The organism is Streptomyces sp. NPDC037203, from assembly GCF_055605065.1.
This window is the reverse complement of the sequence record NZ_JBVJUC010000017.1, coordinates 1-12,391: the sequence shown is the minus strand read 5'-3', so window position 1 is coordinate 12,391 and position 12,391 is coordinate 1. Positions and strand designations below refer to the sequence as shown.

At 72.9% G+C, this 12,391-nt stretch carries 11 protein-coding genes; 9 read left to right on the top strand and 2 right to left on the bottom strand.

All coding sequences use genetic code 11. The features are described 5' to 3' along the window. The first annotated feature begins 64 nt into the window (after positions 1 to 64). The 4 genes from ACZ7EC_RS31125 (at position 65) to ACZ7EC_RS31110 (ending at position 4,162) form a co-directional block, all read left to right on the top strand. Positions 65 to 247, top strand: coding sequence for a DUF5302 domain-containing protein (locus ACZ7EC_RS31125; protein ID WP_011113139.1), 183 nt, complete (start codon positions 65 to 67; stop codon positions 245 to 247). Positions 248 to 482: 235 nt separating this feature from the next. After that, positions 483 to 2,270, top strand: a complete 1,788-nt coding sequence (locus ACZ7EC_RS31120; protein ID WP_471068032.1) for an acyl-CoA dehydrogenase — start codon at positions 483 to 485, stop codon at positions 2,268 to 2,270. Positions 2,271 to 2,301: 31 nt separating this feature from the next. Next, complete coding sequence (locus ACZ7EC_RS31115; protein ID WP_471068029.1) at positions 2,302 to 3,132, top strand: 4'-phosphopantetheinyl transferase family protein; 831 nt, start codon at positions 2,302 to 2,304, stop codon at positions 3,130 to 3,132. A 160-nt stretch (positions 3,133 to 3,292) separates the two neighbouring features. Further along, complete coding sequence (locus ACZ7EC_RS31110) at positions 3,293 to 4,162, top strand: AfsR/SARP family transcriptional regulator (protein ID WP_471068026.1); 870 nt, start codon at positions 3,293 to 3,295, stop codon at positions 4,160 to 4,162. Between the two features lie 19 nt (positions 4,163 to 4,181). Here the strand turns inward: ACZ7EC_RS31110 and ACZ7EC_RS31105 are convergent, their stop codons facing one another. Then, a complete protein-coding gene (locus ACZ7EC_RS31105; protein ID WP_471068230.1) occupies positions 4,182 to 4,718 on the bottom strand; it encodes a helix-turn-helix domain-containing protein in 537 nt (178 codons plus the stop codon). An 85-nt stretch (positions 4,719 to 4,803) separates the two neighbouring features. On the opposite strand from ACZ7EC_RS31105, the gene ACZ7EC_RS31100 reads away from it, so the two are divergent. Then, positions 4,804 to 5,661: a methyltransferase domain-containing protein gene (locus ACZ7EC_RS31100; protein ID WP_471068023.1), complete on the top strand. Its 858-nt coding sequence runs from the start codon at positions 4,804 to 4,806 to the stop codon at positions 5,659 to 5,661. Positions 5,662 to 5,955: 294 nt separating this feature from the next. Here the strand turns inward: ACZ7EC_RS31100 and ACZ7EC_RS31095 are convergent, their stop codons facing one another. Then, complete coding sequence (locus ACZ7EC_RS31095) at positions 5,956 to 7,341, bottom strand: NDP-hexose 2,3-dehydratase family protein (protein WP_181393154.1); 1,386 nt, start codon at positions 7,339 to 7,341, stop codon at positions 5,956 to 5,958. A gap of 145 nt (positions 7,342 to 7,486) precedes the next feature. Between ACZ7EC_RS31095 and ACZ7EC_RS31090 the strand changes: the two genes are divergently transcribed. The 4 genes from ACZ7EC_RS31090 to ACZ7EC_RS31075 all read left to right on the top strand — a co-directional run. Continuing rightward, entirely contained in the window at positions 7,487 to 8,551 is a 1,065-nt protein-coding gene (locus ACZ7EC_RS31090; protein WP_471068019.1) for a glucose-1-phosphate thymidylyltransferase, read from the top strand. Positions 8,552 to 8,858: 307 nt separating this feature from the next. Then, positions 8,859 to 10,079 (top strand): methionine adenosyltransferase, encoded by a 1,221-nt coding sequence (gene metK / locus ACZ7EC_RS31085; RefSeq protein WP_471068017.1) that lies wholly within the window; start codon positions 8,859 to 8,861, stop codon positions 10,077 to 10,079. Positions 10,080 to 10,167: 88 nt separating this feature from the next. Beyond that, positions 10,168 to 11,178: a carbohydrate kinase family protein gene (locus tag ACZ7EC_RS31080; RefSeq protein WP_471068014.1), complete on the top strand. Its 1,011-nt coding sequence runs from the start codon at positions 10,168 to 10,170 to the stop codon at positions 11,176 to 11,178. Beyond that, positions 11,175 to 12,391, top strand: a 1,217-nt coding sequence (locus ACZ7EC_RS31075; protein ID WP_471068011.1) for a homocysteine S-methyltransferase family protein, incomplete at its 3' end; no start/stop codon positions are given. The genes ACZ7EC_RS31080 and ACZ7EC_RS31075, both read left to right, overlap by 4 nt.

Genomic DNA, 12,391 nt, shown 5'->3' with positions numbered 1-12,391 from the left:
GATCCGGTCGTGAAAGTAGTGCTGGAATTCTGCCAGAACTGTTCCCCATGACAAGGAGGACCGGATGACTGAAACCCCGAACAAGGACCACCACGAGGACGAGGTGCGTGCCAAATTCAAGGAGGCGCTGGCGCGCAAGTCCCAGGCCTCGCAGGCCAAGCACGCGCAGGAAGAGGCGCGCAGCAAGACCAAGAACATGAGCGGTCGCGTGGGCCAGAAGCGGAACTTCCGCCGCAAGGCCGGCTGACCGCGGATCGTCCGGAAAAAAAGTTGCCGCACCCTGTTTCCGGGGTGCGGCACCTTTTTTCCGGCCGCAGGACCGCTTGAGAAGCGGTGGAGAAATGGTCCGGGAATGCCGCAGGAGCGCTTCCGGCGCGCTGCGGCCGCGGCGCAGGGTCACCGCACTCTGCGTCGAGAGTGCTTCCGCCCGGACTCGAGGCGGACCGGGCAGGCTCGGCGTACGGGTGCGCACGCGGCGTCCCGTGGACGCGACGAGGGAGCTGACCAACGCCGCCATGACCACGACCGCCGAGACCATCCACCCGCCCGGCACGCCGTCCGGACGGACCGCGGCGGACGCTTTCGCGCGGGCCGCCCGGCTGGAGGCGCTGCTCGGCGACCCGTACGACCCGGCCAATCCGCACGGTCTGCGGGCCCTGTTCGCGGCCGACGCCCGGCGCGTGCCGCCCGCCGAGACCGAGTCGCTGCTCGCCGGGACGGGACTCGGCGCCGAGTTCGTCCCCGCTGTCCACGGCGGCCGGCTCACGCGGGCCGATCTGCTGGTGCGCGCCCTGCGCCCGGTCTTCCGGCGCGACGTGGCGCTCGGCTTCGGCTACGGGATCACCTCCCTGTTCGCCGCCGGCGCCGTCTGGGCGGCGGGCGACGCACGGCAGCGCCAGGACGTCGCCGACCTGCTGCTGCGCGGCGGGCGGGCGACGATCCTGCACCATGAACTCGCGCACGCCAACGCGATCCTGCGCCACGAGTTCAGCGCCCGCGCCACCGCGCGCGGCTACCGGCTCGACGGCCGCAAGGACGTGATCATCAACGCGGCCCGCGCCGATCTCCAGGTCGTCTACGCCCGCACCGGCACCGCCCGCGGCCCGCGCAGCCACTCCGTGTTCCTCCTCGATCCCCGGTGCGCTCCGCCGGGCAGCGTCCGGCACCTGCCGCGCGTCGAACTGCCCGGGATGCGCGGGGCCCTCTTCTCCGGCCTGGAGTTCACCGGTGCGCCGGTGCCGGCCGGGGCGCTCGTCGGCGGCACGGGGGACGGGGTGGGCCTGGCGCTGCGGGTGTTCCAGGTCAACCGCAGCGTGATCTGCGGGCTCGTCACCGCGGCGGCCGGCACGGTGCTGGACGCGGCCGTACGGTCCGCGGCCGGTGGTCGCGGCGCGACCGTCACGGGGCGCCGGCGGGCGCCGCTCGCGGGCGTCTTCGCCGACCTGCTGGCCGCCGACGCCATGTCCATGGTCGTGCTGCGGGCGCTGAGCCTGCTGCCCGACCGGGCCCACCTCTTCGCCGCCGCCGTCAAGTACGTGGTGCCCGACCTGCTGCGGGAGGGCTTGCAGGAACTCGCCACCGTGCTCGGCGCTCGCGGCTTCGACCACGCCGGGCCCGAGCACGGCGCGCTCGACAAACTCGTGCGCGACCTGCCGGTGGCCGGCCTCGGTCACGCGGGCAGCGCGTCCTGCCAGGCGGTGCTCGTGCCGCAGCTGCGGGGTCTGGCCGAACGGTCCTGGTTCGCCGAGGACGAGCCGCCGCCCGAGCTGTTCCGCGCCGACGGCGAACTGCCGGACCTCGACTACCGGTTGCTCGGCATCGCGGGCGGCGGCGACTTCATGGCCGCCTCGCTGGTGGGCAGCGCCGCCCGGCTCGCCGACGCGCGCGGCGCGCCGGGGGCCCGCGGAGCACTCGCCGGCCTCGCCGAGGCGTTCGTCACCGAACTGCGCGCCCTGCGGGAGCAGTGCCGCCGGCTGCCGGCATCCGGCACCGCGCTCGCCGGCCCCGCGGCGCTCGTGCTCGCCGACCGCTACACCGGTGTCGCCGCCGCCGCCGCGGTGCTCGGGGTCTGGGAGAGCCAGGACGGCACCGACCCCTTCCTCGCCGGCCCGGCCTGGGCCGTCCTCGCCCTGTCCCGGCTCGCCGGCCGGATCGGGGTTCCGGTGCCCACGCTGCCCGCGGGCGTCCAGGAGGAGGTGCTCGGCGAACTGCTGCGCCGCCAACGGGCGGGGCTGGGCTACGACCTCGACGCGGTCGCGCACACGCCGTGACCCCGCGCCCCGCCACCCCAGGGAGGGTCCCATGACGACCCCTGTCCCCACCGGCGCCGGGCGTATCGGCGCCCCCTTCCACGTCAGCGGTCCGGACGCGCCCTGGCACCGGGTGCGCGCGGCGATGGACCGGCACGGCACCGCCGTCGTCCACACCACCTGGGGCGAATGGCTCGCCGCCGTCGTCGCCGAACCCGCGCTGCGTCCGCTGCTCGGCCGCGACTGGCAGCGCTACCGGCGCACCGCCGACCCCACCGTCCGCTACCGTTTCGTCGCCTCCCGGCTCGTCACCAAGTACACGGCCGCCGCCGCCCTGCACACCGAGCCGGTGGAACTCGACCTGGCGTACCGGACCGGCGGCCGGCCGTATCTGCGCGGCCTCGACCAGATCGACGTGAGCCTGACCCACACCGACGACCTGATCGCCGTCGGCATCAGCCGCGTCGGCCGCATCGGCGTCGACGCCGAACCGGCCGGCCGCCGCATGTCGTACGAGCTGCTGGGCCGCACCGTGCTCACCCCCGCCGAACGCGCCGCCCTCGAACCCCTCGCCGACGCCGAACGCGCCGCGGCCATGCTGCGCCTGTGGACCCTGAAGGAGGCCTACACCAAGGCGCTGGGGCAGGGACTGCGGCTCGGCTTCGACGAGTTCGGCTTCGACGCGGACGGCAGCGGCTTGGCCGCCCCGGACGGCCGGCCGGCGCGGCGTGACGCGTGGACCTTCGCCACGTACCGCGTCCTCGGCCGCTACGTGCTCAGCGTGGCCCGCCATGACGCGGGGCTGGACAGCTCGCCCGACACGGCGGCGCACACCATGCTCGACGAGGGCTTCATGGGCGCTGTCGGCGAACTCCTGCCCTGAACTCCCTTACGGGGTGCCTCGGTCGCCCCGTCCGGCCGGGCGTCCGTCCGCCTGGCGGCAATTGACAAACCGACCGTGCTGTTTTTTACTTCGGGGAGTTCAGCCCGCTGCTCGTCTTGACCGGTGCGGAAGAGATGGCCGCGCCAACGAGGGGATCACGATGAACATCCAGGTACTGGGCGCCCTCGCCGCACAGGTGAACGGCATGTCGATCACACCCACCGCCCCCAAACCGCGCCAGGTGCTCGCGCTGCTCGCGCTCCACGCCGGCCACATGGTCCCCGTGGCCGCGCTCACCGAGGAGCTGTGGGGCGAGAACCCGCCGCGCAGCGCGCGCACCACGCTCCAGACGTACGTGCTCCAGCTGCGCGACCTGATCGGCGCGGCCCTCGCCCGGCGGGCCGACGGGTCAGCGGTCAGCGCCAAGGACGTCCTCGTGACCCTGCCGGGGGGCTACCGGCTCGACACCCGTGACGGCCTGCTCGACTTCCGCGAGTTCGAGCGGCGCGCGGGCGCGGGCTACCGGGCCATGGACGCCGGCGACCACGAGGACGCCGCCAGGCGGTTGCGCGAGGCCCTGTCCCTGTGGCACGGCGCGGCGCTCGCCGACGTCCAGGCCGGCGGCCAGATCGCCATGGAGGTCAGGCGTCTGGAAGAGGCCCGCCTGTGCGCCCTGGACCAGCGCATCGAGGCCGACCTGCGGCTCGGCCGGCACCGCGAGCTGCTGTCCGAACTGACGGTCCTGGTCAACCGGTACCGGATGCACGAGAGCCTGCACGGCCAGTTCATGGTGGCGCTGTACCGCTCCGGCCGCCGGGGCGAGGCGCTCAGCGTCTACCGGCGCCTGCACACCGCGATGGTGCGGGAACTGGGCCTCGAACCCTCCCCGGCGCTGGGCCGCTTGCAGCGGTCGATCCTCAGCGCCCACCCCGAGCCGGCGGCCACCGGGCCCGTCGATGTGCCGGCCGGTCACCCCGCGCGGGACCACCACAGGACCCAGACCCGCCACCTGGCGGGCCACGCGCTGTGACCGCGACCCCGGCTCCGGCTCAGGTACCGAGGTGGCAGCGCTCGCCGTTGTGGTCGAGGATGATCAGGATCTCGGCGGGGCCCCGGTCGCTGCGCAGGGCGTGGGGGGTCATGGTGCTGAAGGACGCGGCCTGTCCCGCCTCGATGCGGAGGACGCGTTCACCGAGATACAGCACGACGGTGCCGGACAGGACGGTGAACCAGTCCCGGCCGGGGTGAACGCCGAGATCATCCGGGCCGACGTCGCCGGCCTGCTCGGTGATGCGCAATTTGCCGACGGTCAGGCCCTGCGGTCCGTCGTCTTTGCTGAGCAGCCAGGTGGTCAGGCCGCGGCGTTCGTCTCGCTCGGGGCGGATGACGACGTCGGAGTCGTCGGGTGACTCCACGAGCTCGTCGAGGGTTTTGTTCAGGGCGGTGGCGATGGCGGTGAGCTGGTCCAGGCTGAGGCGGCGGTGGCCTGTCTCGATGCGGCTGAGCTGGGAGGGGCTGATGCCCGCGCGTTCGGCGAGGTTGTCCAGTGACCAGCCGCGCGCCTTGCGCAGGGACCGGATGCGCATCCGGACGGTCGCGTCCAATGTCGATTCTTGCTCCACCGGCAAGAGCCTATGCCACCAGGGTGGAGATCGTCCTACCGTCGAGGGCATGAGCGCACACCATGACACCGATGGGCATACAGGGCACGAGCGGGCCGGGGAAGCAGAGAGGGCGATGGCCCGGTTGCTGGAACTGGATGCCGAGGTTCTCGCTTCCTACCTCGCCGAACTGACGGAGCTGCTCGCCCAGCACATCGACCCCGGTCCGGCCCGGATTCTGGATCTGGGCAGCGGCCCGGGTACCGGCAGTCTGGCCCTTGCCCGGCAGTTCCCCGCCGCGCAGGTGACGGCGGTGGACATCTCCGCGCAGCTGCTGCAGCGGCTACGGAAGCAGGCGGCCGCACGCGGGGTCGCCGACCGCATCAGCACGGTGGAGGCGAACGTCGACGAGCCCTGGACGAAGATCGGCGAGAAGGCCCCCTTCGACCTGATCTGGGCCGCATCCTTCATTCACCATGTGAGCGACCCGGTCCGCACCTTCACCCGCGCCTTCGAACACCTGCGGCCGGGCAGGCTCATCGCCGTCACCGAGATGGACTTCTTCCCCCGCGTCCTGCCCGAGGACACGGGTGCGGGCCGGCCCGGCCTGGAAGCCCGCCTGCACCAGGCCACCAACACCCAGCCACCGCACGAATGGACCGGCCCGCTGGCCGATGCCGGATTCATCGTGGAGGAGCGCCGCCCCTTCGAGATCCGTCTCGACGACTCCCAGGCAGGTCCGGCGCTGAACGCCTACGCCCACCTCTTCCTGGCCAAGCTGCGCTCCCACGCCACCGACGTCCTGGAAGCGGACGATCTGGCGGCGCTGGACACCCTGCTGGATGAAAGGCAGCCGCAGAGCATCGCGCGCCGGGGCGACCTGAGCGTGCACACCACCCGGACCACCTGGCTCGCCCGCCGTCCCTGACACGCGCCGGCGCCGCCGCACCGCACCGGGGCCGCATCCTGGCCGTCCTGGACAGGCCACCACCGACGCCCGCACCGGCATGGACCGCCAACCACCAGCCAGCCGCGTCACCAACCTGTCCGGACAGCACACCTAGGGCCTCTCGTCTGGATCTTGCCGGGCTCGCGGGCCCTGGCACCGCGCCTCGCGGCGTTGTCGTCGGTTGCCATGGCTCCGCCATGTCGCCCTCCTCCGCCTTGCGATGCACGGCACCAGACCCCGCTCCCTGATCCGGCCTGATCCAGACGAAAGACCCTAGCCCGTCGCCAGGGTCAGGGCCGTCATCAGGCACCGGGCCTGCACGTTGAGGTAGTTGCCGTGCCGCAGCAGTGCCTGGACCTGGGCGACGGAGACCCAGCAGAAGTCCGGTGGCAGTGCACGCACCGCCGCCTCGTCCGTCTCCTCCAGCTCGACGATCCGATTGCGGGTCAGCGCATGGTGGAAGCGTCCGCCCTCCTCGGACTGCTCGGTGTCGAACACCACCCGCCCGGCGCGCGGCGCGAGCAGGGTGTCCAGGAACTCGGGGCGGTGCGCTCCCCGTTCGCTGAGATGACGCGTCGAGCACTGCACCGTGGGCCCGAACTCGGCCACGTTCAGCGTGCCCGCCTCGACCCTGGCCCGGAGCAGCACGTGCGGCACCCCGCCGACGCGCCGCACCAGCAGGCCGGCGAGCCCCGCCACCGGGGCGAGCAGCGGCTGGGACCAGCGGGCCACCTCGCGCGCCTGCGCCTCCACGGTCACGCCGAGCACCGTGAAGTGCCGGCCGTCGTCCCGCCCGATGCCGTCGCCGGTCCGCCGCCACGGACCGGCCGAGGACTCCAGGACCTCCCGCAACGGCAGCTGTTCCTGGGACAGTTCGTACCGGAACCGGGCGTCGGCCAGGACCGAGAGCACCTCGGTGAGAGAGCACAGGGCGTCGTCCTCGCCCGCCGGGCCCGGCCCGGTGCCGCGGCAGGGGAGCACCTGGGGCGGCAGCGCCGACAGGACCGTACGGCTGTCCATGTTCATCAGGTGGTCGCGGCGCAGCAGCGCCCCGATCTGACGCAGCGACAGCCAGCGGAACCCGTCGAGCGCGGGCACGTCCTCGTCCGTCATGACGACGACGTTGCGGTTCCGCTTGTGCAGGAACCACCAGCCCTGCTCGGACTGGAGCGAGTCGGCGAGCACCCGTGCGCCCCGCCGGTCCCCGGTGAAGTACTCCGTGTACGGCACCCGGCGGCCCCGGTGCACACCCGTGTAGTTGCTGCGGGTGGCCTGGACGGTCGGTGACATCTGCACCCCGTTGAGGTTTCCCGGCTCCATCTTGGCCTGGAGCAGGCAGTACACCTCGCCGCGGTGCTCCCTGAGCAGAACGCCGAGCACCCCGACCTCGCGCTGCACGATGACGGGCTGGGTCCAGCTGTGCGGCCGGCCCTCCCCGGTGCCGTAGTCGGTGGTGACGCGCAGCCCCGATACGGAGAAGAACCGGCCCGAGGAATGCACCAGGTCTCCGGTGTCCCGGCTGAAGTGCCAGCCCGGCAGCGCCTGGAGCGGTACCCGCCGCACGGTGTGGTGCTGCCCGCGGCGCTGCTCGTCCAGCCACTGGTCGAAGGGGACGTCTCCGGCCGCGGGCGGAGTCGGTGCGGTCGACGATGAGGCCATGCGGGCATCGTCCGGGGCCCGGCTCGAGGCCCGGTCGACGACGGACGGTCGGCCGCTCGACTCCACCGGGCCCGGCGCCCCACGGCCCCCGTGCTCCGGGCCGCGTCAAGCCCTCCTTGAGGAACCGTCCGCACACTTACCGAACATGAAGGCGCTCATACTGTCAGGGGGGACGGGGTCCCGGCTCCGCCCCTTCACCCACTCGACCGCCAAACAACTGCTGCCCGTGGCCAACAAGCCCGTCCTCGTGCACTGCCTGGAGAACATCCGCGACGCGGGCGTGACCGAGGCGGCCCTCGTCGTCGGCGCGCACGCCGCGGAGATCTCCGGGGTGGTCGGTGACGGTTCGGCGTTCGGACTCGACCTCACCTACCTGCACCAGGACCGCCCGCTCGGCCTCGCCCACTGCGTACAGCTCGCGGGCGACTTCCTCGGCGACGACGACTTCGTCATGTACCTCGCCGACAACGTGCTCGCCGACGGCATCGGGAAGGCCGCCCGCGCCTTCGCCGCCGAGCGCGCCGACGCGCTGCTGCTCGTGCAGCCGGTGGCCGATCCGCGGGCGTACGGAGTGGTCGAGGTCGGTGCCGGCGGCCACGTGCGGCGGCTGGTGGAGAAGCCGGCCGAACCCGCGGGCGACCTCGCCGCGCTCGGCGTGTACTTCTTCACCTCCCGCATCCACGAGGCGGTCGCCGGGCTGCGCCCGAGCGCCCGCGGCGAACTGGAGATCACCGACGCCATCCAGCGTCTCGTCGAGGACGGCGCGCCGGTGCGCGCCGAACGCTACGACGGCTACTGGAAGGACACCGGCCGGGCCGAGGACCTGCTCGACTGCAACCGGGAACTGCTCGCCCGGCTGACCGGTCCCGCCGTGCGCGGAGAGGTCGACGGCACCAGCACCCTGAGCGGTCCGGTCGTCATCGAACCGGGAGCCCGCGTGCACGGCAGCCACCTGAAGGGGCCGCTGGTGATCGCCGCCGGGAGCACGGTGACGAACTGCACCGTCGGCCCGTACGTCTCCGTCGGGCGCGACTGCGTCCTGCGGGACACCGTCGTCGCCGACTCCATCCTCCTGGAGGGGGCCGCCGTCGACGGTGTCCCCGGCCTCGACCACTCGATCATCGGCCGCTGGGCCCGGATCGGCCGCTCCGCCGCCTCGGGTCACCAACTGCTCGTCGGGGACCACGCCAACGCGGAGGTGGCGGCGTGACAGCGCGCCGGCTCCACCGGCCCGCGTGCCCGGCTCGACGGGCGCCCGGACCGGACACGAGCGAAAGGCGAGCCGCCCCAAAGAGAGTGGCCGTCGAGCCGCGTGCGCCGCGACCGGGCCCGCCACGGCCCGGCGGCGACGGCGGCACCCTTCGCGCGCGTCCGGACACCGCCGTGCCCCGGCAGGCCCGGACGGCGGAACTCCCCGGTGAGCGGCGCCGGAGACCGGCGGGCGCGCCGTGCGCGGCCCCCTGACACCGTTCCCCGCCGATCGCCGCCCTGTACCCCCTACAAGGAACTGGAGAGCCATGTCCCGCCGTCTGTTCACCTCGGAGTCCGTGACCGAGGGCCATCCCGACAAGATCGCCGACCAGATCAGCGACGCCATCCTCGACGCGCTGCTGCGCGAGGACCCGGCGGCCCGCGTCGCCGTCGAGACGCTCATCACCACCGGCCAGGTGCACGTGGCCGGCGAGGTCACGACCACGGCGTACGCGGACATCCCGGCCCTGGTGCGCGAGAAGATCCTGGAGATCGGCTACGACGCCTCGCAGAAGGGCTTCGACGGCGCCTCCTGCGGCGTCTCCGTCTCCATCGGCGCCCAGTCCCCGGACATCGCGCAGGGCGTCGACAGCGCGTACGAGAAGCGGGTCGAGGGCGCCGCGGCGGACGCGGCCGACGAGCTGAGCCGGCAGGGGGCGGGCGACCAGGGCCTGATGTTCGGCTACGCCAGCGACGAGACCCCGAACCTGATGCCGCTGCCGATCGAGCTGGCCCACCGTCTCTCGCACCGCCTGGCCGAGGTCCGCAAGGACGGAACGCTTCCCTACCTGCGCCCCGACGGCAAGACCCAGGTCACCATCGAGTACGAGGGCAGCCGGCCGGTCCGGCTCGACACGGTCGTGGTCTCCTCGCAGCACGCGGCCGACATCGACCTGGAAGCGCTGCTCACGCCCGACATCCGGGAGCATGTCGTGGGCCCCGTCCTCGACCGGCTCGCCCGCGACGGGATCAAGCTCGACACCGAGGACTACCGCCTGCTGGTCAACCCGACCGGCCGCTTCGAGATCGGCGGCCCCATGGGCGACGCCGGCCTCACCGGCCGCAAGATCATCATCGACACGTACGGCGGCATGGCCCGGCACGGCGGCGGCGCCTTCTCCGGCAAGGACCCGTCCAAGGTGGACCGCTCCGCCGCCTACGCCATGCGCTGGGTCGCGAAGAACGTCGTCGCGGCCGGCCTCGCCGCCCGCTGCGAGGTCCAGGTCGCCTACGCCATCGGCAAGGCCGAACCGGTCGGTCTGTTCGTCGAGACCTTCGGCACCGCGACCGTCCCGCAGGCGGCCATCGAGCGGGCCATCTCCGAGGTCTTCGACCTGCGCCCGGCCGCCATCATCCGCGACCTCGACCTGCTCCGCCCGGTCTACTCCCGGACCGCCGCCTACGGCCACTTCGGCCGCGAACTGCCCGAGTTCACCTGGGAGAAGACCGACCGCGCCGAACGGCTCAAGACCGCCGCCGGGCTCTGACCCGTCCCACCGACCGACGACCGGCCCGTGCGGGCCGGTCGACCGAACGTCCTCTGCCCCGGCCCACGCGCCCAACGGGAGTGCTCACGTGCGTATCGCGGTCTCCGGCTCGATCGCCATCGACCATCTGACGGTGTTTCCCGGCAGGTTCACGGACCAGCTGATCCCCGGACAGCTGGACCATGTCTCTCTGTCGTTCCTCGTCGACGATCTCGAAGTGCGGTACGGCGGTGCCGCCGCCAACATCGCCTTCGGCCTCGGCGGCCTCGGCCTCGCACCGCTCCTGATCGGCGCGGCCGGTGCCGACTTCGGGCCGTACGAGGTGTGGCTCAAGGACCACGGCGTCGACACCGGCGGCGTCCTCATCTCCGGCGAGCGGCAGACCGCCCGGTTCATGTGCACCACCGACGCGGACGCCAACCAGATCGCCTCGTTCTGTACGGGCGCGATGGCCGAGGCACGCGACATCGACCTGGCGGCCCTGATCGGGGAGGACCCGGCCGCCGGGCCCGACCTGGTGCTGATCGGGCCCGACGACCCCGAAGCCATGCTCCGCCACACCCGCCAGTGCCGACAGCTCGGCATCCCGTTCGCCGCCGACCCCTCGCAGCAGCTCGCCCGCCTCGACGGCGCTCAGGCACGCGACCTGGTGACCGGTGCCCGCTGGCTCTTTGCCAACGAGTACGAGTCCGCCCTGCTGCTCGAACGCACCGGCTGGACCCGTGCGGAGGTCCTCGAACGGGTCGGCACCTGGATCACCACGCTCGGCGAACGCGGCGTCCGCGCCGAACGCGCCGACGGCAGCACCCTCACGGTGCCCGCCGTACCCGGCGTCCCGGTCGCCGATCCGACCGGCGTCGGCGACGCGTTCCGGGCCGGGTTCCTCGCCGCCCTCGCCCGCGGGCTGGGCCTGACGGCCGCGGCCCGGCTCGGCTGCGCGGTCGCGTCCGAGGCGATCCGCACCGTCGGCTCCCAGGCGTACGAGGCCGCCCCCGGCCGGCTCCTCGCCGCCCTCACCACCGCGTACGGCGCCGACGCCGCCGCGGAGATCGCGCCCGCCCTGCCGGCCACCGTGTCCGAAGGGGGCGAGGCGTCGTGACGGGCGGCGAGACCCTGAGGGAGGCGCTCGCCACCCGTGTGGTGGTCGCCGACGGAGCGATGGGCACCATGCTCCAGGCCCAGGACCCGTCCCTGGACGACTTCCAGCAGCTGGAGGGCTGCAACGAGATCCTCAACGTCACCCGGCCGGATATCGTCCGCTCGGTGCACGAGGCGTATTTCGCGGTCGGTGTCGACTGTGTGGAGACCAATACCTTCGGTGCCAACCACGCGGCTCTCGGCGAGTACGACATCTCCGACCGTGTCCATGAGCTCTCCGCGGCCGGGGCCCGTGTGGCCCGCGAGGTGGCCGACGAGTTCACGGCCCGTGACGGCCGCGCTCGCTGGGTGCTCGGTTCGATGGGGCCCGGCACCAAGCTGCCCACCCTCGGCCATGCCCCGTACCGCATTCTGCGCGACGCCTACCAGGCGAACGCGGAGGGCCTGGTCGAGGGCGGCGCCGACGCCCTGCTGGTGGAGACCACCCAGGACCTGTTGCAGACCAAGGCAGCGGTGCTCGGCGCCCGACGCGCCCTGGCAGCGGCTGGAGCGGACTTGCCGGTGATCGTCTCGGTGACGGTCGAGACCACCGGCACGATGCTCCTCGGTTCGGAGATCGGTGCGGCGCTGACGGCTCTGGAGCCGCTGGGCATCGACATGATCGGTCTGAACTGTGCCACCGGGCCGGCCGAGATGAGCGAGCATCTGCGCTATCTCGCCCGCAACGCGCGCGTCCCGCTGTCGTGCATGCCGAACGCCGGTCTGCCGGTCCTGGGCAAGGACGGTGCCCACTACCCGCTGTCGCCCGGTGAACTGGCGGACGCCCAGGGGACGTTCGTGCGGGAGAACGGGGTGTCACTGGTCGGCGGGTGCTGCGGTACGACCCCCGAACACCTGCGTCAGGTGGTGGACCGCGTGCGGGGTCTGGCCCCGTCGGCGCGTGATCCGCGTCCGGAGGCGGGGGCGGCGTCGTTGTATCAGGCGGTGCCGTTCCGGCAGGACACCTCGTATCTGGCGATCGGGGAGCGGACGAACGCGAACGGGTCGAAGAAGTTCCGTGAGGCCATGCTGGAGGGCCGCTGGGACGACTGTGTGGAGATGGCGCGGGAGCAGATCCGTGAGGGCGCGCACATGCTGGATCTGTGTGTGGACTACGTGGGCCGTGACGGTGTGGCGGACATGGCGGAGCTGGCGGGGCGGCTGGCGACGGCGTC